The sequence below is a fragment of the Mesorhizobium vachelliae genome (assembly GCF_033977325.1).
Lineage (GTDB): Bacteria > Pseudomonadota > Alphaproteobacteria > Rhizobiales > Rhizobiaceae > Mesorhizobium > Mesorhizobium vachelliae.
Window position 1 is genome coordinate 122,237 of the sequence record NZ_JAVIIR010000011.1, and the last position, 23,983, is coordinate 146,219.

Consider the following 23,983-nt stretch of genomic DNA (forward strand, 5'->3'; position numbering starts at 1 on the left):
ACATGACATTGCTGCACACGCCCCAAGCCGCGCCGCTTTGCCCGCCGGGCAAGCGTCCTTGCGCATTCTAGTCGCCCGGATACCCAATTGAAACGGGGCCGATTGAAATCGGAAAGCAAGATGCTCGAAGAGGCGGCTTCTTCTATGAGACCCATCACATACGGCGGGTGCGGTCCGTGCCCTTGCTTCTATTTCTGCTTGTCGGCCTTGGCGTAGGCTTCGGCGAAATAGGCGAGGAAGACATCCAGCATGCCGTTTTCGTGCTTGTCTTCCATCGCCCGCCAGGTCGCGACGAGCGCATCCCAGGCCTGGCTCTTCCTGGACGAGAAGGACGCCGGCGGGATCTTCTTGGCGATCGCTTCCGGCGACAGGTCGTCGAGCAGCCGCGACAGCGCGGCCTGCATGGCGGCGTAGGTCGCGATCTCATGCGTCTTCAGATCGCGGAACGCATCCTCGACGCTGTGTCTTGCATCGAGATAGCCCGCCCTTCGCCTGGCGAACATGATCTCCATTATGTCGTCTGTGCCTGGCACGAATTTCAGCGGGTTGTTGTCCTCGGCGCCGATCATCGTGCGGTGCGCGCTCTTGGCGAGCACCTTTGCCGCCGCGCGCGCCTTGAGAAGCAGCGACAGCTGCTCGACCGTGGTCCTCAGCACGGAGCCGATCTCGGCCGCGACCTCGTGCGGGTCGCGCGCCTGCAGCAAGTCCGGCGCGATGCCGGCAGCTTTGGCGATCTCCCGCAGTATTGCGTCCGCTTCGGCAGGCCGATTGGCCGGGGCCGCCGGCCCGGGCTGCAGGGCAGAGGATGTCGAGACAGGCGCCGCCCTGCTCGGGCGCTGCTCCGCCGGATTGAAGAACGGCGCATGGCCGGGATCCCGCGGGCGGCCGGTCGAAGGCGGCAACTCGCGCTGCGTCGACCCGGTCCTGGTCTGCGGATGGCCGGTCGCGGCCCGATCGTCTTCGATCGAAACGCCGACGACATAGCGGCCGATCAGCAGCCGGTCGCCCTGGGCCAGCCGATGCGGCCCGCTCACGCGCTGGCTCGATCCATTGACGAAAGTGCCGTTGCGCGAGAGGTCGTAGAGCCAGAACGAACCGGCCTGGTAGCGGACCTCGCAGTGCCGGCCCGAGATGAACTTGTCCGGATCGGACAGCGTCCAGTCGCAATTCTCGCGGCCGATCTCGAAGCTGCGGTCGCGGGCGGCATAGCTGGCGCTGGTGCCGGCCGGCAGCCTGTCGACATTGCTGATCTGGAGCGAGATGAACATCCGGAAGCGTCGCCGAACTTGGTCAACAAATGCTTATCTTTCGCGCAATTCCGGGCGAAAAGCCGCCAGGCGCTTTCCCGGAATTGCTTCGGTATTCTAGCAGCTTGCAGGCTGAGCGGGAGAGGAGCGTTTCACATCGGCGCATGGGCGCGCTTTAGCTGTCGCTGTTATTTGGCCTCCATCAAACATGTGCTAGGTTGTGGAGGGTACGGTGCGGTGAACTCGAACGCTCCCGAACGTGATGCAGTTAATAGAGCGGGGGTTTCAAACCATCACACTGGCGGCCGCGTCGAGGAGGGGCACGACCCATGCCGAACGAACGTGCCACGGTTGTACAGACGCCGGCTGGCGCCGACCTGACCTTCACCCATCTCATCGGCCGCGATGAGATCAGCCGCTGTTTCGCCTATACGGTCGGTTTCGTCTCGAAGAACCGCGACGTCGATCCGTTGACGATGCTGGGCGGGGCCGTTTCGGTCGAGGGCGAATCCGATCCGAAGCGCTGGTTCAGCGGCCTTGTGTCGGATTTCAAGCTGACCCGCATCGAAGACCGGCTGGCCTTCTACGAGGCCACCGTCAGGCCATGGCTCTGGTTCCTCGGCAACACCACCGACTGCCGTATCTTCCAGAACATGACGGCGGTGGAGATCGTCGAGAAGATCTTCTCGAAATACGGCATCGCCAAATTCGATAAGCGGCTGCAGGGTTCCTATCCCTCGCGCGAATATTGCGTCCAGTACGATGAGAGCGATCTCGATTTCGTCCAGCGGCTGCTCGAGCACGAAGGCATCTTCTATTTCTTCGAGCATGACGAGGGCAAGCACACGCTCATCCTCTGCGACGCGATGAGCAAGCTGAAGCCGGCGCCCGGCTACGAGAAGGTGCTTTACAACTTCGAAGGCCAGGCTTCACGGCGCGATGTCGAATACATCACCGAATGGATCCCTGGCAGCGCAGTGCGGCCGGGCGCCTATGCCCATACCGACTATGATTTCGAGAAGCCCGGCGCGGATCTGATGGCGAAGTCCGCCCAGCCTTTCGCCCATAAGGAAGCCTCTGGCGAGAACTATCGCCAGCCCGGCGCGCATCTCGATGTCGGGCGCGGCGACAAGATCGCCGGGATCCGCCGCGAGGAACTCCAGGCCGTGCACCAGCACAGCACGGCGGTTGGCACGGTGCGCGGCCTCTTTTCCGGCTGCAAGTTCACGCTGGAGAGCTTTCCGCGCGACGACCAGAACCAGGACTATCTGGTGATCAGCGCCGAATACCGGCTGTTCGATCCGGGCTACCGGACCCAGAACGAGGCCCACAATGAGAATTTCAAGGTGGTGCTCGGCGTGGCGCCCACCAAACTGCCCTACCGGCCGCCGCGCATCACGCCGCGCCCGATCATGCGCGGCCCGCAGACGGCGACCGTCGTCGGCCCTTCGGGCGAGGAGATCTTCACCGACAAATATGCCCGCGTGAAGGTGCAGTTCCACTGGGACCGCCTCGGCAAGAAGGACCAGAATTCTTCCTGCTTCGTGCGCGTCTCGCAGACCTGGGCCGGCAGCAATTGGGGCTTCATCCAGATCCCGCGCATCGGCCAGGAGGTCATCGTCGACTTCATCGAGGGCGACCCCGACCTGCCGATCATCACCGGCCGCGTCTACAACGCCTCGCAGATGCCGCCCTACGGGCTGCCGGGCAACGCCACGCAATCCGGCTGGAAGTCGAATTCCTCGAAAGGCGGCGGCGGCTACAACGAGCTGATGTTCGAGGACAAGGCGGGCTCCGAGCTGGTCAACTTCCAGGCCCAGAAGGACCATCACCTGCTCATCAAGCACGACCGCAACAAGACGGTCCAGCACGACCAGTCCGACCGCATCGACCACGACGCCAAGCACTCCGTCGGCCACAACCTCGACGAGGACGTCGGCAACAACAAGACGGTCAAGATCGGCGTCGACCAGACCACCAACATCGGCAGCAACGATACCGAGACGGTGGGCGCCAACCGGTCGCTGACGGTGATGGCGAACGAAACCATCCATGTCGTCGCCAATTCCACGGAAAACATAGACGCCAACCATTCGCAGACCGTGGGCCTCAATCAGACGGTAACGGTGGCCGTGGCGCGCGTGGATACGGTGGGGGCCGCGGAAGCGAGGACCGTAGGCGCTTCGCAGACGAACACCATCGGCGCGACCCGCTCGGTGAGCGTTGGGATCAGTCAGAGCCACAGTATCGGTGCCGCGGACAGTTGGGACATTGGCGCGGCGCAGACTGTCAATGTCGGCGCGGATCAAAGTGTCACTGTCGGAAGCGCCCAGACTTTCAGCGTCGGCGCGGCGCGTAGCGCCAGTATCGGGGCCGACGATTCCACAAGTGTGGGCGGCGCCCATTCGCTGGGCATAGCGAAAGGCAGCGCCATCGACATCGGCGAAGACAGTTCGATCAAGGTCGGCAAGAAGCTGGTGATCGATGCCGGCGACGAAATCCTGATCCAGACCGGATCGGCGAAGATCATGATGAAGAAGGACGGCACGATCGCGATCGAAGGCAAGGACATTTCGGTCAAGGGATCGGGCAAGATCAGCATTAAGGCATCGAGTGACGTGATCATCAAGGGTTCGAAGATCAATCAGAATTGAGATGGCGATGAGCGAAGCCAGGGAACGGATAGAGGGTGTGGTCATCGGTGCGTTTCTCGGCTTCGGCGGAGACGCGCCTTTGGTCGTATTCCCCGGAAATCCGGATGAGACGGCGCAGTCGGCACGAAGTTTGTGCGAGCTCACCCCGGACATGATTGGCTGCGAGGTTGCGCTGATGTTCCAGGACGGAGACCCGCGCAAGCCGCTGATCGTAGGGCGCATAGTGAAACCCGGGCAGCGTTCGCATGATCATGATGCGGTGCACGTCATCCACGATGGGGAACACATCAAAATCACCGGCGAGAAAAGCATCGAACTGCGCTGTGGCAAGTCAACTATCATCATGGAGAAAGACGGTCGGATCACGATCCGCGGAACACGTCTTGTCAGCCATGCCAGCGGTTCGAACAGGATTCGCGGCGGCTCGATCGACTTGAATTGATGCTGGCGAAACCCTTGAAGGCCGACTCCTCCTCGATCGTCGTATCCGAAGTGCTTCGACAGCACTCCGAATTGGTGGCGTTCCTTTGGGCGCAAAGGGACACTCTTCTGAACGAAGACCCGCCTGACGTTAAAGTAGCGGAGGAAATCCGGGGTCGCGTCGAGGTCAACTTGGACGGCTTGCGCCTCGCCGGCGCGGATGCATGGCCGTTTGTTGTGGAACAGTATCGAAATTTTCCGGAAAAGGGCGAACTGTTTGCATATTCCTGGCTGGCGATCGAGCAACGTGACCAGCGGCGCATCTCTGAAGCGTTGGAACTCGGCAGGGCGGCGGAAGATGATGCGCGCGGTTTGATCGGCGCGCTTGCCTGGCATGACCCTCGCGCGATTGCACCATCAGTTCGCGATTGGATCGTCGCACCGGACAGCTTCCGGCGCTTCGTTGGTGTGTCCGCATGCATCGCGCACGACGTCGATCCAAGGCAGATGCTGGTACGACTGATCCAAGACCCCGACGCGAAGGTGCGGGGCCAGGCTGCTCGTCTCGCGGGTAAAGTGAAGCGCTCGGATCTGGCCCGTGACCTGCAGGCTGCGCTCGACGATGACCATCAGACTGTGCGGTTCCATGCGGGCTGGGCCTTGGCCGAGCTTGGCGCGGGCACGCTCGCGACAGAAGCACTGCGCAACGTTGTGGAAGGAGCAGGCCCCGATGCGCAGATGGCGTTGCGTACGTTGGTTCGCTCAGGCGACGATGCAGCCTTGCGCGGATGGATGGGAGGACTGATGAAGTCGCACCTGACCGCTCCCATAGCGGTTCGCGGCATCGGCATGCTGGGCGACCGATCCGCTCTGTCATGGCTGATCGAACGAATGCGAGAACCCATCGTTTCCGCCGCTGCCGGCGCGGCATTCGTCGAGCTCTTTCCAGAAGCCCGCAACGAGAAGGGGCTCTTTTCGACGGACCCCGCCGATGCAGGCCCCGAGTTTACGGAATATTTCGAAGCCCGACTGGTCAATTTGCCCATAGCGGACAAGGTCGTGGCATGGGCCCGCAACACCGGTATTTTGGGCGATTAGAGCTGCTCCAGAAGAAGCGTGAAACGCTTTCCATCCGGATTTCCGTAAAAAAGAAGATAGAGCGGTTTCGCTGGGTCCGTGAGGCGGTTGTGCGATCAAGTTCCCGGCGGGGTTTTTCTCGGTATCTTCTTTAATTGGGGATGGGATGACTATTGAAGTATCTTTGCCCAGGTAGGAAAGTATCGATGGAGCCTGATTCAAGAAATTCCTCGATCGTAGCTATGATCGCTAGCCTGTCCGAGGACCCGCCTCGGAAAAAATTGGTGCAATCTATGCCGGTATATGCTTCGAAGCGGTGTCGATAGTTATAGAAGGTCGGGGGGACCTCTTTCGAAATCTCGACCATGAGCCGGTTGATGAAGCTCTCCATGCTCCAGATTTTGCCTTCGCTGACGAATAGGTTTTGATCGTCGATACGCTTGCGAACGGCACGATATGTTTTTCTCGTCTGCTCGACGAATTCCACGGGCCCTTCGGCGAGGAGCCGAAGTTCCTTCTCGACCTCTTTCAATCCGGGCATGTCGGCAATGAGCTGATCGACGTTCCTGAAGCTGAAGGTGCCCGCATAGGTTTCGAGCGGGCCGCCTGGCTCTTCGAGCAACTCGCTGATTTTGTAGCCGATGACTTCATGGTCATTGACGTCCTCGGCATTCTCCCACGCGTTCAGCATATCGGCCACAAGCCACAGGTGGCCACACAGCGCTGCCCCCTCTGCCGCATGCATTCTTGTAAGGGGACTGACGCTGCGCAGCGCCTGCTGCAGCAACTTCAGATCCGAGCTTGTCGCGAGATCTCCGGTGAGGAGGAGCGACGTGCGCGACAATGCGGGAACATCCCTGTCCTCGTAGTAGCGGCTCAGCACCGGAACATGCGTATGGTCACCTTGCCTTGCGAGTTGCACGACCGTTGCAAGCACTATCCACGGGTTCGAATCGTTCAGAGAGGCACGTGACAGCAAGCCTTCGGGCGGCTCTCGCGCAAAGGTCAGTCCACGAAAACGCCAGTCGAATGTGCCATGAAGAAAGCTGGGAAGTGCCGCTCCAGCCATCTAGACCTCCTTGCTCTCGCGCCCAAAATCGATGTTAGAAATGGACTTCCCGGTGGAAATTCATCAGATCGCTCTGGGCAGTCGCCAGTCGCTTTTCGAATTTCGCGCATTCATTGCTCACACCCTGATGATTGCCTGCCCCGACGGGGCAGCCGCCCGCGCCAAGCGCGGTCTTGTGCCCCACGATTGCCACATCGCCAGCCTTCTTGGCGGCATGGATTTTCTTGGCCTGGGTTAGGATCGCGGGACCAGCCGCCCCGTACGGCCCGGTCGTGTCATAGTGCTCCTCGGGCGTCAGTGGGCTATCCTGGGCGATGAATTCCTCACGGGAATTCTTGCCGCTCTTGATAATGTAGTGCCGACCACAGGCATCATCGGGATTGTCTTCGGGTATTGCGGCGTCGCAGCCGGCCTTGGCGGCTTCGTCGCGAATCTTATCCATCACTGTAATCGCCAACTGCGCCCGCTCCACAATATCCTTCTTCACCGGACGCCCGGTCGCCTTCCTGTTCTGCGTCAGATCGGGCTTGTAAAATTCCTGCGGAGTGATGCTGTTGCCCTTCTTCTGTTCCGCATTGTGTATGGGCCCTTTGCAACAAGGGCATATGCCCTTGTCCAGCAACGCATCTTGATCCGCCATGCTCATGGTCTCAACCGTTGTCAACGGTGCCGTGGTGGTGCCGCCTGAAGCATGATTGCTGGTCGTGATGTCGAGATGCCGGCATACATTCTTGCCTTCGAACTTCACGTCCATGCACCAGGCCTGAAAATAGGTCTTGCCGGTGATCTGGTGCGTGACGACATTGGCCCCGAAGGTGCGCGTGGCCGCTTCGTCTCCCAGGACAGACTCTTGATAGTAGGACTGCTGCGCCAAGGCCGCGCCGTTGCCGCCAATCAGCACGGTGGACGAAGCGGACTTGAGATTGTTCGAGAACGAGGTGTCCGGGTACGGAATCGGAATGGGTCCGGCTGGTGGCGAAGGCGGTGACATGCAAACGTCGGGAAACCGCGCGATCGACTTGTTCATGCCGTTCTGGGCGGCAATTTCCCACATTCCGGCGAAGACGTTTTTTGTCATTGTGGCCTCCTTTACGCGGAAACCACGGCGGCAGCGCGACCGCCGAAACCCATCGAACTGCCATGCAGGGCTGCAAGTTGACCAGGCGCGTAACCGCGCCTGAACGCTTGCTCCGCCCAGGCGAATTGAACAAGGCCGGCAGCCGAACCGCAATCGCCCATGCAATCCGCAGCATGCCATAGCGGCTGTTCCGGTCGTGTCTGGCGCATGTTGCGCATCTGCGCCAACACCACTTCCTCAAAGGCGTAGGATTCGCCTGCCACATCGCTGAGGCGGAATGCGATCTCATGCATCTGGACGCCAGCCTCACCGAGCGCCGCTCTCAGCGCCGCTCCAAGGCCTTCGGCCCTCAGCGGTTCCTCGTTGCTGGCTGTTGCCGTTTCGACCGCCAGCCCCAGCCCCCGCAACCGCAAAGAGCCATCAACGATCGGACGTTTGGTGACCACCAGGATGCAGGCCGCTTCACCGGGGATGAGGCCGTCCGTTACCTCGCTCGTCTTCAGTCGCATCTGGCTATCCAGCCAACTGAGCGAGCGAGCGTCGATCAGACTGTCGATCGCCATGATAACGCAAGCTTCGACATCGCGTTCATTGAGTAGCTTGCGTGCCTGTTCCATCGCGACAAAAGCCGAGATCTGCCCATGAGCGACCTGGAACGCACGAGACCCGACCAACGGCTTTCCACCCATGACCGCAAGGCCCGACAGAATTCCGTTGATGCGCGCCCCTGGCATGCCTGCGTCCCGCATGCATAGGAAGAATGGCATCTCGCCCCAAGGAAGCAGGGCAGCCACCTTTTCATCCACCTGCCGGGCAGCGAGCTCGGCTAGCGCCCGGAGACGGTGGCGGCCGCGCATCTCAAGCGAAACAGCTTCGACCCTGGCGCCGCGCAGCGGCTGACCGCCTCTGTCCATATACATCAGCTCTTCGAATACCGAGATGCTCGCGCGCATTGCAGCGGCTGCGCTTGCCGGCGTGTAACCAACAGGGCAAACGAGGCTGATGCAGGTAACAGCGGTCATCTTTGCTTGCGCTTTCCGGCCAACGCAGCAACAGCCTCCTTCAAACCGGCATAGTGCGTCTTCGGACCGATATGCCTCGTTTCCTTCCCCACCTGGACCTGCTGCAATTTCACAAACTTCCTAGGTAGCCTGACGCCGATCCGCCCCACCAGCACGATCCTGCTTTCATGCGGCACTATGATCAGGGTGTCCGGTGTCGCCATCTTGTGCTCGGTCCTGTCGTCGAACATGAAGCGCACCGGCACCGATAGCGCCGGCAGCTTCACCTTGAAGATGCCACCTTTGTTCATGCCCGCGCAGCCGAACATCATGCCCTCGGAGAGCTTGTCGAGCCATTGGTCCTCCGGCGCCGCCTGAAAGTAGCGGTCATCGAAATCCTGCGGCAGGAACGGCAGCACATTCTCCATCCAGTGTTTGTCATAGGTGCCGGCATAGCGTGCGCGCTCCTTGGCAAAACGCGGCACGGGGCCAAAGCCGATCGGCTTGGGCCTATCGTTCCAGATGCGCATTCGGGAATCGGGATGCTCGACACAAGGCAGCGGAGTTCCATCAATATTGCCCTGACCCGCAAGGTAGCCGCTGCCGATCGGGTTGATGGCGTCGCTGCGATGCTTCGCCGGGTCTGGATCCGTTCGATCGGTGCCGCCGAAGGCAAGGTGCCATGCCAGCGGCATCGAAACAAAGGGCGTCGGCCGCGAAGCCTGGATGCCCAACCCGCCTCTGAACCAGCGCCGTTGGCCGGTAACCACCGCGCGCTTGTCCAATCCTGGGCCAACCAGGCGCACTTCGACCGATTCGGCCTGCTGTCCAGGCGGCGCCATCGCCACCGCATCGAGCAGGACCTCGCTTTTGGGTTTGACGGGGGCAAAATCGGTTTCGACGCGAATGGACGTGACTTCAGGATCGCCGTAGTGGGTATCGGCGTAGACGAATGGTGATTGTGTCTTGCTGGGCGTGCAGTTGCCTTGCTCATCGACATCGTATGTCGCGCGAACGACCGCGACGCAGAACTTCACGCAATGCTTATCCTGATAGGGAAAAGTCTCGGCGAGAAACGGCGTGGTGTTCTGGCTGACGAACATCAGCTGGTCTCCCAACTCGCGGCGAAGATCTGCTCCAGCATCGGTTGCGGCGCCTGCGGATCGACGTCGAAAATGTCCGTATGCGCGGTCCACATGACCAGGTCGTCGATGACATCGCCATCGACAAGTGGAACCGGCAGCGCGCCCAGCGCCGTGTCGAGCTCGTCGGGCGCCAGCTCCCCCCGCTGCGCGGCCAAAGCGGGGGCCTCGATGCTTTCGAACCATGCGTCGGCATAGGCCAGCTTAAGGGGCGCCTCCGACAGCCTTGCGACGACGCTCAATGGAAATTGCCTGCCGACCCTGTCGGCGCTTTGCAGCACGATGCCCGCGGAGGCGCCGAAGGAACCAGGGCCGCTGAGGAAGCGCAGCGCCGTGCCCGCCGGCCAGGTCTCTACCCCGAACAGCGGCACGATGTGCTGCGCCAGCCAGCGGTCCCACACGCGTACGAAATCGCCCGGCAACCGCCGCGTCACGAAATCGCCGGCGGCGGGCATCTTGCCGTAGAAGCCGGGCAGGATCAGATCTGCGGCGGACATGTGAACTTCTTGAACATCTCGAGCGTGTAGGGGTTCTCGACGCTGGCCGCCTTGAGCTCGAAATCGGCCCACATCCCCTTGGTGCCGAGCCGCAGGCTGTAGACGTCGGTGAGCTTGGTCGCGTTGAAGCGGCCGCCGCGCAGCATCCTCAGCCACGCCCAGCTGCCGGTTTCGTTGAGCATCACCTCGGGCGAGCCGTCGACCGGCTGGAAGGCGAGCGAGATCACGCCGGTGCCGTCCTTGCCCGGCCACGTCATCGGCTGCGGCCTGGTCGCGTTGTTGTAGTATTCCATGGTCTGGCCATCGAGGTTGAGCGTCATGCGAGCCACATTGGGCGACAGGTCCTTCGGCTCCAGCGTAAAATTCATCACCGGGCCGGTGCCGCCGGGGAAGAGGTCGTCGCGGATGTGGCGCGCCTGCTCGAAGGCCGCGAGCGCCGCCGGATCGAGACCGAAATCGGCGCGCCATTTCCACGGCTCGCTGGCGGTGTCGACATAGTTGATCAGGTGGTCGTTGGTGAAGGCATCGATCAGTCCGGTTGGTCCGAACAGGCGCTGGAAGTCGCGCACATTGACGTCGACCGCGCTGTCCGGGCTGAACGGATAGCGGTTGTTGAGCGCCGCCTGGCAGAAGGGCAGGATGTCGGCGCGCCAGATGGCGTTGAGCTCGTTGGTGACGGCCTTCTGCGACAGGCCGCTTGTGTCGCCGGCAATGCCGCCCAGCCAGTCGTTGATCGGCGAGGGCAGGATCTGCGCCTGCCTGGCGACCGCGCCTGTCAGTTCGGCAAGCCCACCCTGCTTCTTGATGGCGTCCTGCGGATCGGGGTTGGCGGTTACCGTCTGCAGCACGTTGGACAGCGCCGTCAGTGCCACCACGGCGGCATCGAGCGCCGGCGGCTGGCCGTCGACCTGGGCGATCGTGCCCTTGAGCGGCTTGAAATGCTCGGCCACCAGGCTGCCGGTCATGTCGACCTGATCGGCCGAGCCCGCGCGAGGCAGCAATTTCGCTCCCGTCTTCACCACCTTGCCCAATTTGCCGAGCTTGCTCCAAAGCTTCGAACCGGTGTTGGCGGCGTTCTTGTCGTTGGCCGCTGCGTCGTCCGAGCGGGTCAGGTCGGTCTCCTGCACCACCGCCGTCAACAAGCGCTTCAACGCGGAGTCGGCGCTCGAGAGATCCTTGAGGTTCTCGCTGGCGACATTGAGATCGGTCAGCGGCGCCAGCCGCATGTCGCGCAGGAAACTATCCCATTGCGCGATATAGTCGTCGTAATAGAGCTTCAGGATATCTTCCGACAGCGCCGAGACCGACGTCTCGGAATTCTCCGAGCAGCCGCCGGCAAACACCGCGCGGTCGAGCGCCGCCTGCCCGGCGACATCCTCGACCCGGTCGAGGATCGCGTCATGGAAGCCGGCATAGGTGTAGGGGCCCGGAACGCCGACGCGCAGCGTCTTGTCGGAGCGGCGCGCGAACACTTTGGCGCCGTTCGGTCCGGCGAAATTGGCCGGCACCCATTCTTTGACCGCCGCCACTTCCGGGTCGGCCAGAAGCTGCTTGTAGGCGCGCTCCGGCAGCGAGATCGTGCACACCGTCTTCAGCGCTTCGGCCACCAGTTCCTTGTCCGGCGCGATGTAGCTGTCGTCGACCGCCATGCGGCGGATCGCGGCGAGCTGGTGCTCCTCGGCGTCCGCGGTCGGGAAGGGCGCGGCCGGCGCGAATTGCGGCAGGCTGTTCACCCACCAGTTCTGGACGAAGTCGGTGTCCATCTGCGACAGGCCGGTCATCATCCGGTAGGTCTTCAGCGCGCCGAGCATGAAATCGGGATCGCGGATCTGCCGCCACATCGTGGCCTCGAGCAACGCGACCATATGCGGCTCGAGCACGTTGCGCAGCGCATGCTCATAGGTGTCGGTCTGCGCGCGCACCAGCTCGGCCGAGGCGGTCGGGCCGAGCAGATTGTGAACCGCGTCCGGTGGCGCGGTGCGAGCCGCCGCCACCGCGTCCATCGCCGCCAGCGCGCCATCCATGGTCGGCTGCTCGACCGCGGCCGGCATGGCGGCGACATCGGTCAGCGGCTGCTGCAGTGCCTCGAACTGGCCGGCCTGTTCGGTGATCGCATTACGGTTGTCGAGATAGGACCAGGTGAACAGCCCGCCGGCGAACAGGGCGGCCAGCGCGCAGGCGGCGGCCGCGCCGCGCCAGATCCAGGCGCGGCGGCGCTGCGCCAGCGGATCGAATGTGCCGAGCCCGGCTTCCTTGAAAATCACTTCGGTGAGCAGGTTCCTCAGGAAGAAGCTGCGCTTCTCGACGCGCGCCGCAGGCATGGCGCGACGCGGCGGCAGCCCGAAGGATGAGGACAGCGCTGCGGTCAGCCGGTCGATCGGCGCGCCCTCCTGCGTTGCCGAGGTCAGATAGAGGCCGCGCAGCCAGGCAGCCTCCTCATAGCGGCTTTCGCCGAACATCGCCTCGACCAGCACCTGGATCGGCTCGGAGAGGCTCGCCAGCTGCGCCGGGAAACGGAAGATCTCGGCGCGCTGCCCGAGCTTGTCCTCGTCTTCCAGCCGCGGCACCAGCCGCCGCTCCAGTTCGGCGGCGAGCCTGGCAAGCTCGGTCTGGATCGTGCCGGCGTTGACACGGGCGTCGAGCGGGAAGGTGGTTCCCCACACCTGCTCGCGCGCCGTGGTCGACAAGCCGCCGAAGAATGCCTCGAAGCCTTTGATCAGGTCGGCCTTGGTCAGCATCAGGTAGACCGGCAGGCGGATCTCCAGCCGGTCGTTAAGCTCCGCCAGCCGGCGACGGATTTTTCTGCCATGCGCCTTGATCGCGTCGTCGCCCTCCGACAGCGCGTCGATCGACAGCGCGACGATGACGCCGTTGAGCGCGCGGCGCCCCCGGTGCTTCTTCAAAAGATCGAGGAAGCCCAGCCACTCCGCCGCGTCGATATCTGGCTGGCTCTCCTGCTGGACGTAGCGGCCCGCCGTGTCGATCAGCACCGCGTTCTCGGAGAAGAACCAGTCGCAATTGCGCGTGCCGCCGACGCCTTGCAGATCGTCGGTGAGGTCGATCGGGAAGTTGAGCCCGGATTGGCGCAGCGCCGTGGTCTTGCCGGTCGCCGGCGGTCCGACAATCACGTACCAGGGCATCTCGCGCAGGAACTTCCTGCCGCCGAGCTTGCGCCGCTTGAGCTCTGCCATCACCTCGCCGAACTTGGCGCCGACGGCCGCGACGCTCTCCTCGCCGGGCGTGAGCTGCTTTTCGGTCACCGGCGCCGCGATCTCGGCGACGAACATGCGGTTGGCGCGGATCGCGCGACGTTGCGCGATGATCAGCCAGATGAGCCACAGGATGATCAGCCCGGCGATGATGGCGATGCGCACATTGTCGGACTCGAACGGCGCGTAAGGCCCGACCTGCACGATCGGGCCGAACACCCAGATCAACAGCGAAAGCAGCGCGATGCCGATCAGCGTCCAGAGAAAACGCGAGGTGATAACGGCCCAGAGGAAGCGCAGGATGAACATCTCAGAGCCTCTTCTCGACCAAGACCTCGACGCGCCGGTTGAGCGCGCGGCCCTCGCGCGTCGTGTTGTCGGCCACCGGATCGGTTTCGGCGCGGCCCTCGGAAGAAATACTCTCCTGTGGCACGCCGGCCTGCACCAGAAGCTTGGCTATGGTTTCGGCGCGCGCTTCCGACAGGCGCTGGTTGCTGGCGAGCGGATTGGATTTTTGCAGGCGCACATTGTCGGTATGGCCGACGACGGTGATTTTCCCGACCAGCTCCTTGTTATCCAGGATCACCTTGGCGATCGAAGCGATCAGCGGCTCGTAGCCTTCCGTCAGCGTCGGCCGCGACGACTGGAAGAGCTCAGGGTTGGAGGACTGGATGACAAGCTTGGCCAGCGAGACGCTTTCGGTGCCGCTGAGCGCGCCCTTCAGCTCGTCCGGCGCCGCGGCTTTGAACTCCGGCAGCAGCGCGAAATCGACGGGCTGCGGCGCTTCGGGTTCGGGGGCATCCTGCTTGGGCGCGGCGCGGGTCACGTCGCCGCGCGAGGCCGGCGGCAGCGTGCGCACGAGCGCGGACAGCTCGACCGCCTGGCTGCTCAGGCCCATCGACAGGCCGATATAGGCGGCTGCGGCGACGACGACCGCGGCAAGCGCCATCACCCAGATCGGCACGATGAAGCGTTGCGGCTCGTCGGAGGCGGTCACGCCTTTCCAGTTCGGCGACAGCGGCGCGTCCTCGGCGTCCGCATTGCGCAGGAAGCGTGCCGCCGCAACACGCACGGCGTTGAGCGAACGGTCGCCGGCGCGGCCGGGCACGCGGTACTTGCCGCGGAAGCCGAGCGCCAGGCAGTAATATTGCAGCTCCAGCATCTCGCGGTCGCGGTTGGGATGTCGCTCCAGCTCGTCGAGGCGCGTGAAGAACTGGGTGCCGGCATCGACATCCCCGCGCAGCATGACCACAAGCGGCTGGCGCGGCCAGGCGCTGGCGCCGCCCCATGGCGTGTTGAGCGCGAGATCGTCGAGCAGCGCCGCTACCGCCCAGGCCGCCTGGTCCGCGCGCTCCAGCGACGAGCCTGCGGCAACAGCGGCATCGCGCGCCCGCACCAGCTCGTCGAGCAGGCGCGTGCGCATCACTTCCGGGTTCTCCGGCGCCAGCGCGCTTTCGAGCTCGGGCGCGAATTCCAGCAGCGGCGCGAAGATATTGATCAGCGTGTTGGGGTGGGCGCGCGCCCGCTTGACCGGCGCGCCCGGTGCCAGCGGCGCCATCGGCCGGGGCGCAGCACCGGTCAGCCGGATGCGTGTGCGTTCGCGATCCTCCGACAGTCCGAAAGGATCATCCCGGCTCATGGCCTCACCTGTTCACCGAATAGCAGTCGACCTGAGGCTCGCTGGGCAGCACGCCGGAAACGCCGATGACGAAGCCCGGCGCGTCGAGCAGCGAGGCCCAATGCTCGCTCTTCTGGTCCAGTTCCAGGCAGAGCCGGTCGCCGTCATAGGGGATCTCACGCGGCTGCGAATGCAGCGGCTTCAGCGGAATGCCCGGCAGTCGCGACTTCCACAGGCCCTCGAATTGGTCCGCCGAGCCGACGGTCGCCTGGTTGACGAAGATCTTGCGCAGCGCGTCCTCCGAAAGCTCGGAGCCGACGCGGATGACGATGCGGCTGGCGACAAGCAGCTTCGGGTTGTCGATGCGCACCTTCCAGACATTGGTCGCGTGCCGCATGACCGGCAGCGCGCGCGATTTCGGCTCGATGTAGCGCAGGCTGAGGATGAGCGAACGCAACGCGTCGGCGAGCGCCATATAGGCGGGGCCTGGCGCCATGTGATCGTAGGCCGGCAATTCGCCGAGCCGCCGCGAGCTTGAGCCGTAGGTGGCCATCTCGCCGGCGAGGCCGGCAAGCTCGAGATAGAGCTCGGCCGGATGGAAGACATCCTGCGCCAGCATATGCGCAAGGCGCGGCCGCGCGGCATTGGCGAGGTGCAGCATCAGCAAGTCTTCGACGCTGCGGCCTGCCCCGCCCATCACCATCTTGCCATGCGCCTCGGCGATCTGGTCGAGGCCGGTGACGACCTCCTGCAGCAATTGCCGGTACCAGTGGACCGCGCCGGTGATCAGCGTCGGCGGCAGGAAGGCCGGGTCGAGCGAGACGCCGCCATCGGCGCGCACACCCTTGATGTCGGCGACCGGCAGCGCGGTGTAGCCGCCGACTGATTTGCCGGGCGCCAGCAGCACCGCCTGCGGCCGGGCGATCTCGATCTCTTCCGGATCGGCGCCGCCCTGCACGGCATCGCGCACCGGGACGATCTTGCCGTGGTAGCGTGCGCCCGTCGATGCCGCATGCGCCGGATCGAAGCCGACGCCGCCGGGCGGCTCGAGCGGCAGCGCCACCAGCACCGGCCCGGCGCCTGTGTCCGCCGTGACCGGCAACGGCTTCGGCGCGTCCATCAGCTCAGGGATGGAGAAGGGTGTGCCGTCCGGGAAGATACCCCGGGCGGACACGATCGACACCTGGCCGGCGTCGAGCAGCGACTGGTCGAGCGTCAGCTGCTGGAAGCCGAACGTATGGAGCTGGCCGGCCTGCAAGGCGCCGCGCACCATCCCCTCGAAGAACCGGTCCTGCTGCTGGAAATGCTGGGTCCTGAGAAACAGGCCCTCGGACCACAGCACCCTGTTTGCGTCGCTCATGCCACTGCTCTCTGCACTGCCTTGTCGTTGCGTCGCTAGGCGGAGATGCCGCCCTTGCCGAGGCTGACATTGATGGTGAATTTCGACCCTGGCGAAACGGATTTGGTCGTGCGCCAATTGCGTCCGCCCGGTTCGCGGATCAGCGCGACGAAGCCGAGCGCCGTCGCGTTCGGCTCGACTGTGATGGTCTTGGCCGCCGTCTTGCCCGGTGCGACCGAGATCGTATCCATGCCGATCAGATCGGCCCCGAGCGCCGCGCTGGCGCCCCCCTGCAACGCGAAATAATCGGCCGAATTGAACTTGCCGGTGCTGGCAAGCCGCATCACCAGCACCGTCACCGGCCGATCACCGCCGCCTGGTCCCGGGTTCATGCCGGCGCCACCGGTCACGTTGACCGAGATGACCGATGGCTTCGGCGGGCCGCTCTGGCAAGCCGCAAGCAGCCCCGTGGCGCCGATGGCAACGATGAATTCGCGTCTGTCGATCATGTCCCTACTCCTCTTCATATGCGTCCCTGAAGTCTGCGCCGATCTCGCCCAGGAAGCTCGATTCCGCGCTCTGGGCGATGTCGCGATGGCGTTTCTGGTAAAGCTCCCACAGCTTGGCGTTGCGCCCGCCGGCGAGCAGATTGCCGATCGCGGAATTGGACTTGAGCTCTTCCTCGATCACGGCCGGATCGAAGCGGTCGATCATGCGCCGGAGCGCCGCTTGCACGCCGCGCCAGGCGCGCACGTGATGCTGCGCGAGGTCCTTGACCGCGTCGCCGATCGCCGCCTCGCCGGAGAGGAAGCCCGGGCTGCGTTCCGCGATGATGGTGACGATGACATCCTCGACCGTCGGCAGGAACTTGAGCGGGTTGACCTCGGAAGCGCCGACCATGGTCTGGGCGACGCGCGCGCTGCCCTTCTCCTCGGCGCGCTTGCGCAAGAGCTGCATCAGGCCATCGAGCATAAGCCGGTATTCGCGCCCGAACTTTTCCATCTCGGCGATCGGATCGCGTCCGGGAAAATCGGCCTCCTCGACGCCCATGCCGCGCAGGAACGCCGCGCGCAGCGCCATGTCGCTCGGTGCCGGTGACGTCGGGCGTGACGGTTTGGGATCGCGGCGCGGCGGCGACACAGCGGGTTCGGCCTGCGCCGGTATCTCCCACGGACGGGCCGCCTTCGGCTTCTCGGCGGGCCGCTCAACGCGATCGGCCCGATCGGCGCCGTTGCCGGAAGCGGGCGTCGCGGCCGAACCGAAGCTGAAATCGTCGAAGCCGGACGGCCTCTGCACCGGTTCGGGCGTGCCGCTGCGCATTGGCATGTCGCCGAAGCCGAACGGATCAGACCGGCCGGCGGCGGCCCCTTCGTCCGAGGCCGGCGTTGCCACCGGATCGAGGCTGAACGGGTCGTCGAAGGCCGGCGAGCTGCGCTGGCTCGAGGCGCGATCGTAGGCTCCGGGCACTGGCTGCTCGAACGGATCGGGCAGCCCGGCTGGACGCGGCCGCTGCGGCTCCTCCTCGACCTTGGCAGAGAAGAAATCGTCCCCGCCGATGCTGGCTGGCGTCCGCGATTGCGGCGACGACCATGCCGGCGCTGCGTTGGCGATCGGCGCCTGACCGATCGAGGTGTGGCCGGCGCTCGGTTGAACCTCGACATGGAGCACATAGTCGCCCAGGCGCAGCCGCATGCCGCTTTGCAGTCGTGCCGACCTGCCGGTGCCGAGCGGGCTGTCGGAATCGTCGATGAACAACCCGCTGCTCGACGTGTCGGTGACGTAATAGCCGTCGCGGCCGCCGCTGATCTTGCAGTGCGCCCGTGAGACGAACATGTCCGGATCGTCGATCTGCCAGCCGGCATCGGCGCTGCGACCGATCACCAGTTCGCCCTCGTCCAGCCGGGTCTGCCTGACCACCTGCGAGCGCGGACCTTGTTCGAGCGTCAGCAGCAGGCTCATGCGGCTGCCTCCGCCATGTCCGGCCGCCAGCCGACGATGGTGCGCAGCCTGAGATCGTCGGCGTCCCCCATTTCGGTGGGACGCGAAAGCCAGGAGGTCCGGCCGAGCTGGATGGTTCCCATCTTCGGCGCCGGCACGGCGTCGCGCGCAAGCACGATCCTGAGATCGACGTCGAGCGCCTCGCCGATCATGTCGCGCACCGCCTTCTTGAACAGCGCTAGACGACGTTCGCCGGGCAGGAACGACCTAAAGTCGTCGAGGCTGAGCGGCCCGACGCGCAATTCGATCCGGCTCTGGCGGCTGAAGACGCGCGGGCCTATCGTCGCGCCGCTGCCCAGCGCCGCATAGGCCTTGCCGACCTGGCTCTGCAGCGCCTTCGGAATGGTGATCCAGGCGGCGACGAACTCCTTGATCTCAACCGGCACCTTGAAGGCCGTGGCCAAAAACAGCGTCAGCCGCTCGGCGCCGTCGACTTGATTGGCCAGCGAGCCGGCCTGGCGCAGCCGCACCGTGTCGAGCTCGGGATCCTGGGTGCCGGGAAGGCCGATGCCCGCCATGGCCTCCAGCATGGCGCGGACGCGCCCGCCGATTGAACGTTCGACCTGCACCGCCGGATGCGCATCCGCCCACGCGCGATAGTAGAGCGCGATCATACGGTGCTGCAGGATGTTGACGAAGTCGACGAAGGTCGTGTCGCTGGTCTGCTCGGCATCGGCACCGGTGAACCAGCGTTGCGAGAGCCGGTCGAGCACCCAGCGCGTCAGATGCAGCGGCATCGGCCCTTCCGGCCCGAGCAGGCCGAGATTGGCGACGGTCACCCGCGCCGGAGCCTTTTCACCCGCATCCTGGAATTTGACCACGTCCCGCGCCGAGAAGCTCAGGCGCACATGCTGGCCGATCCTTGCCGGCTCGCGGTCGGCGGTTCCGGAATGACCGAACAGCCCGCGCCGCTGCTCCAGGCGGCGCAGCAGCTCGAAGAAATCGTATCCCTCCGACAGCGCTTCGGCTTCGTTCGAGGCCGGCCGCGCTAGATCAGGTAGCGATTGCCGGGCGTCATCGGCCATGGCACATCCTCCTGCTTCTGCAGCAGCCGCGTACGCGTCCGCACGAAACCATTTATCCCGGCATGGCGGGCGAACAGCCGCGCAAGCAGGGCCGAAAGCAGCAGCGTGCTCTGGCCTGCCAGCACCGACTGGTCGACATGCAGCGTGACCTCCGTGCCGCGTCCGAAACACATGGGCCCGTCGATCTTGAGCCGCTCGATCACCGGACGCGAGTCGATGCGGGTGATCGAATGCACATTGCGGGCAAGGCTCGGATCGCCACGGTCGGCATAGAGGTCGAGCAGGGCATGCAGGGGATCGACGCCGCGGCCCTCCTTGGCGAGGCTGAGGAAGTTGAGCGAGAGCTGCGCCACCAGCCGCCAGGCAAGATTGTCGGCGCGGGATTCGCCTTCGGCGCCGGCCGGCAGAGCTGCCGGGATCGCCGGCTGCGGCGGCCGCAGCGCGCCGAGCAGCCGCACCGCTTCCACCGGATCGGCGGTCTCCAGCGTCAGCGTCGGCGTGTCGTCCAAGATCGGCAGGTCGCGGTTGGTGCAGAGCGCCATCACGTCGAGCCGCTTGAGCTGCCGGTTGGGCTGGCTGCCGGCCGGCCGCGAGACGGCAAGGAAGACGTCGTCGCCGGTGTAGGAGGTGCGGGTCAGGCCGTCGCGCCGCTCGTCCTCCGTGGCCCGGCGCGGGCGCCGTTCCGTCGAATAGACCCAGCCGCTGCCGCGGTTCTGGCCGAGGCTGAACAATTCGGGAATGACCGCTTCGCTGCCTTCGGCCTCGGCGTCCTCCACCCGGGTGACGCGGAAGATCTCGAAGTCGCGCGCCCGCGTGCGGTCGGCATGCAGCACCTGGCGCGTCCGCCGCGGATCGATCTCGATGACGTTGCACTCGCGTTCGAAGAGATTGATGATCGGCGTCGCGAACAGCTCGAAATCGGCGGCCGTCACATCGGCGAGTTCCGGCACCGGGCGCCGGAACAGGAAGATGATCTCGATCCCTGCATCACACTTGCGCACCACCGGCTGCAGGCCTGCGACCCGCACATAGTGGAAGCGCTCGGGGATCATGAAATACTCGCGCAGCAGCCGGTATCCCTCGAAGGTCGGCCGCGTGCGCGGCATCAGCGCTTCGTCGTCGTGGATCCCGATCATTTCGGGCTCGGGCAGCGCGGTCAGCGGATTGGTCTTGCCTTCCGCCCGCGCGCCGACGGCCGAGCAGGCGCCGAAGATCGCGTCGAAGATGAGCGGCGCCTTGGAGCGCCCGGCGAAATAGAGGTCGAGACGGTCGAGCGACAATTCGCCGAGCTTGCCTTTTCCGGTTCGCGTAAGCGCGATGCGGAACGCCGCTTCGCCGCGCACGCCGCCGACCGGCGCGATGCCGGCGGCGGCCAGCGCGCTGCGGTCCTGGAAATAGCTGACCGAAGTGATCGCGATCGGCCACAGCGTGACCTCTTGCGCGGTGGTGAAGGTCGAGCGCGTCGAGAGCCCCGGATGCAGGCCGGAGACCAGCCGCGTGCCGCGCGCGACAGCATGACCTGCGATCATCGACTGCACCTGCTGTCCGGGTTTCAGCACGGCCATCGCCGTCGCCGGCGCTGGCGTCACCAGGTCCGGATAGAGCACGTCGAGCACGGCGCGCGAGAAGCGCGAGCGCTCCGCGTCGACCTTGAGCCGCGTGCGCGCGGCAAGGAAGGCCACGCCGTCGAGCAGCCGCTCCACATAAGGGTCTGGGCAGGGGACGGTATCGAGGGAAAGGTTGCGGGCGACCGCCGGATGCATGTCGGCGAATTCCGCGGCCAGCGCCCGGATATGGGTCAGTTCCTCTTCATAATACTCCACGAAGACCCGATCCATCTCAGGTCTCCCGGAATTCGGTTCGCGCCAGGCCGTTGTCGAGATTGATCGTGGTGCGCAGCCGCATGCGTTCCGGCGTCGGCGTCATGATCAGCACGGCGTCGATCTCGATCTTCAGACCGACGCTCTTGTCGCCGAGGGTGACGTTGACCGTCGTGGCGCTTTCCTTGAGACGCGGCTCGAAGGTGGCGAGCACAGCGCGGATCTCTCGCGCCAGCGTATCGCGGTCGAAATCCCGCGACGAGCGACCCGAAAAGGACGGCACGCCATAATTGACGACGCTGCGGCGCACCTCCGGAAAGTCGGCAAGCGGCGGCAACTCATCCAAAGGCTGTTCGTGCTCGGCATCGGAAAGCATCGGCACGGATTCGAAACGCTCGGTATTGAACAGGGCCTCTATGTCGCGACGGACCGCTTCCCTGAGCACGCGCGCCGACACCACCACGCCGCGGTTTTCGATCTCGGCGCGGTGGTCGGTCTGAAAGACCAGCCTGTGCAGGCGCCGTTTCTGTTCCGGCGTCAATTCCGCATCGGCATCGATGGCGCGCGCGCTGCCGGCAAGAAGAGCCTCGACGCGCTCGGCGCCGAGTTCTTCGTCCAGCAGACGGCGCAGCCCGTCGATCTCCGACGTCAGCCCGGGCAGATCGTTGACGAGGCGGTCCCAGAGGGAGGGCTGGACCGCCTCGCGCTTTGCCCGCGAGCTGCCGGCAAGCTGCGCTTTCGCGCCAGGCCGCTTGGCCTCACTTGCCGACATAGACGTCCATTTCGATCTCGTCGTCCTTGTTGTAGACGAACTTGATCTTCTTGTAGGCGAAGCTGACCTCTTCCTCGATGAGGTCCGCCTCATCGTGGGCCTGCCGCATGTCGTATTCCATGACCGAAGCGTCGGTGAGCGTGACCACCAGATAGTCGCTGGTCTCGCCGTCGATGGTGCGGCGTGCCGAGAACACCACCTCGTCCAGCGCCTTGTTCTCGAACAGCGCCTTCTTCAGGTAGGGCGACGACTTGTCGTAATGCTTGAAGAATTTGATCATTCCCATCGACACGCGGCCGCGCCGCGACAGCGAGTTCGGGTCGTAGGGCGCGATCATCTTGTAATCGACGCCATGGATCTCGATCTCGTCTTCATGGCCGTCGCGCTTGCTCGGGCCCTTGATGTCCGGGACTTTCAGGAAGCCGTCGATCTTCATCGAAGGCGCATCGGTTCTGTCTGGCATTGTCTTTCTCCACCGCTACGAAACAGATGACTTTGCTTAACGAGTTCAGCCCTTCACCGACGGCAGTTCCGACACCAGCCGGAGCGAGGCGTTGATGCCTTCCAGCTGGTAGTGCGGACGCAGGTAGAAACGGGCATTGTAGTAACCGGGCCGGCCTTCGACGCTGTCGACCTGGACCTCGGCCGCGGCAAGCGGGCGCTTGGCGCGCGCCTTGTCGTCGGCGAAGGCAGGGTTGGCCAGCACGTACCGGTTGATCCATTCGGTCAACCAGATCTCCATGTCGGTGCGTTCCTTGAACGAGCCGATCTTGTCGCGCGCGATCGCCTTGAGGTAATGCGCGAAGCGCGAGACCGGGAACAGGTAAGGCAGGTTGGCGCTGAGCCGTTCGTTCGACTGCGCATCCGGGTCGACCAGGCGCCCGGCGCGCGTCTCGTCGTCCTGCAGCGAATGCGCGCCGATGAAGGCCGCGAGGTCGGTGTTCTTGCGATGCAGGATCGGCATCAGGCCGAGCTTGGCGAGCTCCGCCTCGCGCCGGTCGTCGATGGCGACCTCGGTCGGGCATTTCATCGCGATCGAGCCGTCGTCGGTCGGGAAGGCGTGCACCGGCAGGTTGAGCACCGTGCCGCCATTCTCGACGCCGCGGATCTGCGTGCCCCAGCCATAGAGCTTGTGGCTGCGGTTGATGTTCACGCCCATCGGGAAAGCGGCGTTCATCCAGACATATTTGTTGTGGTCGCCGCCCACCTCCTCCTCGAAGGTGAAGCCCTTCACCGGAACGGTTTCCGAGCCGTAGGGCAGGCGCGCCAGCACCCGCGGCATGGTGAGGCCGATATAGCGGGCGTCCTCGCTTTCGCGCAGCGACTGCCACGACGCATAGGCCGGGTTGTTGACGATCATCTGCAGGTCTTGCGGGTTCGGCAGTTCCTGCCAGCTGTCCATGCGGAACAGACGCGGCGAGGCGGCGGCGATGAACGGCGTATGCGCCGAGGCGCAGACGCCGGAAATGTTGCGCAGCAGGCCGACGTCGCGCGGGTGGTTCGAGAATTCATAGGCGCCGATGATGCAGCCGATCGGCTCGCCGCCCAGCATCGAATACTCGTCCGTGTAGACCTTCTTGAAGACCGGGCTCTGGTCCCACATCTGGCCTTCATAGTCCTCCAGCGTGTCGGCCAGCTGCTCCTTGGAGATGTTCATCACCCGGATCTTGAGCTTGGTATCCGTCTCGGTGTTGTTGATCAGGTACCAGAGGCCGCGCCAGGTGCCTTCCATCTCGCGCACTTCCGGCGCGTGCAGGATCTCGTTGACCTGCGTCGTCAGCATCTTGTCGATGCCGGCGATCAGCGACTTGATCGACTTGATCGCATTGGAAGAGATGGTCGTGGTCTCGGAGCGCGATTGCGCGGCCAAAGCCAGGTTGCGCACCAGTTGCTGCAGCTTCTCGCTGTCGTCCTTCTTGACCTTGAAATCCTTTTCAAGGAGTCCGCTGAATTCGCCGAGATCGATGGCTTCCGCCTCGGCGGTGGCGGCTGCTGTCTTTTGCTGTTCGGCCATGAC

The 23,983-nt window shown here is 64.4% G+C and carries 19 protein-coding genes; 3 read left to right on the forward strand and 16 right to left on the reverse strand.

Translation table 11 applies throughout. From position 1 onward, the window contains the following. Positions 1-188 precede the first annotated feature (188 nt). Positions 189-1,268 (reverse strand): type VI secretion system-associated FHA domain protein TagH, encoded by a 1,080-nt coding sequence (tagH, locus tag RFM41_RS22615; RefSeq protein ID WP_320251199.1) that lies wholly within the window; start codon positions 1,266-1,268, stop codon positions 189-191. A gap of 308 nt (positions 1,269-1,576) precedes the next feature. On the opposite strand from tagH (RFM41_RS22615), the gene RFM41_RS22620 reads away from it, so the two are divergent. Genes RFM41_RS22620 through RFM41_RS22630 form a run of 3 tightly spaced genes read left to right on the forward strand, consistent with a single transcriptional unit; the run spans position 1,577 to position 5,419 of the window. Continuing rightward, entirely contained in the window at positions 1,577-3,901 is a 2,325-nt protein-coding gene (locus tag RFM41_RS22620; protein WP_320251198.1) for a type VI secretion system Vgr family protein, read from the forward strand. 7 nt (positions 3,902-3,908) lie between these two features. Beyond that, on the forward strand, positions 3,909-4,343 hold the full coding sequence (locus RFM41_RS22625) for a DUF6484 domain-containing protein (protein WP_320251196.1): 435 nt from the start codon (positions 3,909-3,911) through the stop codon (positions 4,341-4,343). Further along, positions 4,343-5,419, forward strand: coding sequence for a HEAT repeat domain-containing protein (locus RFM41_RS22630; RefSeq protein ID WP_320251194.1), 1,077 nt, complete (start codon positions 4,343-4,345; stop codon positions 5,417-5,419). The genes RFM41_RS22625 and RFM41_RS22630 overlap by 1 nt, the downstream gene beginning before the upstream one ends. Before the next feature lie 130 nt (positions 5,420-5,549). On the opposite strand, the gene RFM41_RS22635 is transcribed toward RFM41_RS22630, so the two are convergent. The 15 genes from RFM41_RS22635 to tssC all read right to left on the reverse strand — a co-directional run bounded on the left by RFM41_RS22635 (position 5,550) and on the right by tssC (position 23,980). Then, the gene (locus RFM41_RS22635) at positions 5,550-6,467 is read right to left on the reverse strand and encodes a HEAT repeat domain-containing protein (protein WP_320251192.1); all 918 of its coding nucleotides are present in this window, start codon (positions 6,465-6,467) and stop codon (positions 5,550-5,552) included. A gap of 34 nt (positions 6,468-6,501) precedes the next feature. Beyond that, positions 6,502-7,545 carry a PAAR-like domain-containing protein gene (locus tag RFM41_RS22640; RefSeq protein WP_320251190.1) on the reverse strand — a complete coding sequence of 348 codons (1,044 nt, stop codon included), beginning with the start codon at positions 7,543-7,545 and terminating at the stop codon, positions 6,502-6,504. An 11-nt stretch (positions 7,546-7,556) separates the two neighbouring features. Then, positions 7,557-8,567, reverse strand: a complete 1,011-nt coding sequence (locus tag RFM41_RS22645) for a hypothetical protein (RefSeq protein ID WP_320251188.1) — start codon at positions 8,565-8,567, stop codon at positions 7,557-7,559. Continuing rightward, positions 8,564-9,649 carry a DUF2169 family type VI secretion system accessory protein gene (locus tag RFM41_RS22650; protein ID WP_320251186.1) on the reverse strand — a complete coding sequence of 362 codons (1,086 nt, stop codon included), beginning with the start codon at positions 9,647-9,649 and terminating at the stop codon, positions 8,564-8,566. The genes RFM41_RS22645 and RFM41_RS22650 overlap by 4 nt, the downstream gene beginning before the upstream one ends. Beyond that, a complete protein-coding gene (gene tagF, locus RFM41_RS22655) occupies positions 9,649-10,185 on the reverse strand; it encodes a type VI secretion system-associated protein TagF (protein ID WP_320251185.1) in 537 nt (178 codons plus the stop codon). The genes RFM41_RS22650 and tagF overlap by 1 nt, the downstream gene beginning before the upstream one ends. Then, positions 10,167-13,703, reverse strand: coding sequence for a type VI secretion system membrane subunit TssM (tssM, locus tag RFM41_RS22660; RefSeq protein WP_320251183.1), 3,537 nt, complete (start codon positions 13,701-13,703; stop codon positions 10,167-10,169). The genes tagF and tssM overlap by 19 nt, the downstream gene beginning before the upstream one ends. A 1-nt stretch (position 13,704) precedes the next feature. Further along, entirely contained in the window at positions 13,705-15,033 is a 1,329-nt protein-coding gene (gene tssL, locus RFM41_RS22665) for a type VI secretion system protein TssL, long form (RefSeq protein ID WP_320251181.1), read from the reverse strand. Positions 15,034-15,037: 4 nt separating this feature from the next. Next, positions 15,038-16,372: a type VI secretion system baseplate subunit TssK gene (tssK, locus tag RFM41_RS22670; protein WP_320251179.1), complete on the reverse strand. Its 1,335-nt coding sequence runs from the start codon at positions 16,370-16,372 to the stop codon at positions 15,038-15,040. Positions 16,373-16,407: 35 nt separating this feature from the next. Beyond that, a complete protein-coding gene (tssJ, locus tag RFM41_RS22675; protein WP_320251177.1) occupies positions 16,408-16,860 on the reverse strand; it encodes a type VI secretion system lipoprotein TssJ in 453 nt (150 codons plus the stop codon). Positions 16,861-16,864: 4 nt separating this feature from the next. Beyond that, positions 16,865-18,310, reverse strand: a complete 1,446-nt coding sequence (gene tagH, locus RFM41_RS22680) for a type VI secretion system-associated FHA domain protein TagH (RefSeq protein WP_320251176.1) — start codon at positions 18,308-18,310, stop codon at positions 16,865-16,867. Continuing rightward, the gene (gene tssG, locus RFM41_RS22685) at positions 18,307-19,374 is read right to left on the reverse strand and encodes a type VI secretion system baseplate subunit TssG (RefSeq protein ID WP_320251175.1); all 1,068 of its coding nucleotides are present in this window, start codon (positions 19,372-19,374) and stop codon (positions 18,307-18,309) included. Before tssG ends, tagH (RFM41_RS22680) begins: the two co-directional genes overlap by 4 nt. Next, a complete protein-coding gene (gene tssF / locus RFM41_RS22690) occupies positions 19,338-21,212 on the reverse strand; it encodes a type VI secretion system baseplate subunit TssF (protein WP_320251174.1) in 1,875 nt (624 codons plus the stop codon). The genes tssG and tssF overlap by 37 nt, the downstream gene beginning before the upstream one ends. 1 nt (position 21,213) lies before the next feature. Beyond that, positions 21,214-21,966: a type VI secretion system baseplate subunit TssE gene (gene tssE, locus RFM41_RS22695; RefSeq protein ID WP_320251170.1), complete on the reverse strand. Its 753-nt coding sequence runs from the start codon at positions 21,964-21,966 to the stop codon at positions 21,214-21,216. Then, positions 21,953-22,402 carry an Hcp family type VI secretion system effector gene (locus RFM41_RS22700; protein WP_320251378.1) on the reverse strand — a complete coding sequence of 150 codons (450 nt, stop codon included), beginning with the start codon at positions 22,400-22,402 and terminating at the stop codon, positions 21,953-21,955. Before RFM41_RS22700 ends, tssE begins: the two co-directional genes overlap by 14 nt. 72 nt (positions 22,403-22,474) lie before the next feature. Continuing rightward, the gene (gene tssC / locus RFM41_RS22705) at positions 22,475-23,980 is read right to left on the reverse strand and encodes a type VI secretion system contractile sheath large subunit (RefSeq protein WP_320251167.1); all 1,506 of its coding nucleotides are present in this window, start codon (positions 23,978-23,980) and stop codon (positions 22,475-22,477) included. Positions 23,981-23,983 lie beyond the last annotated feature (3 nt).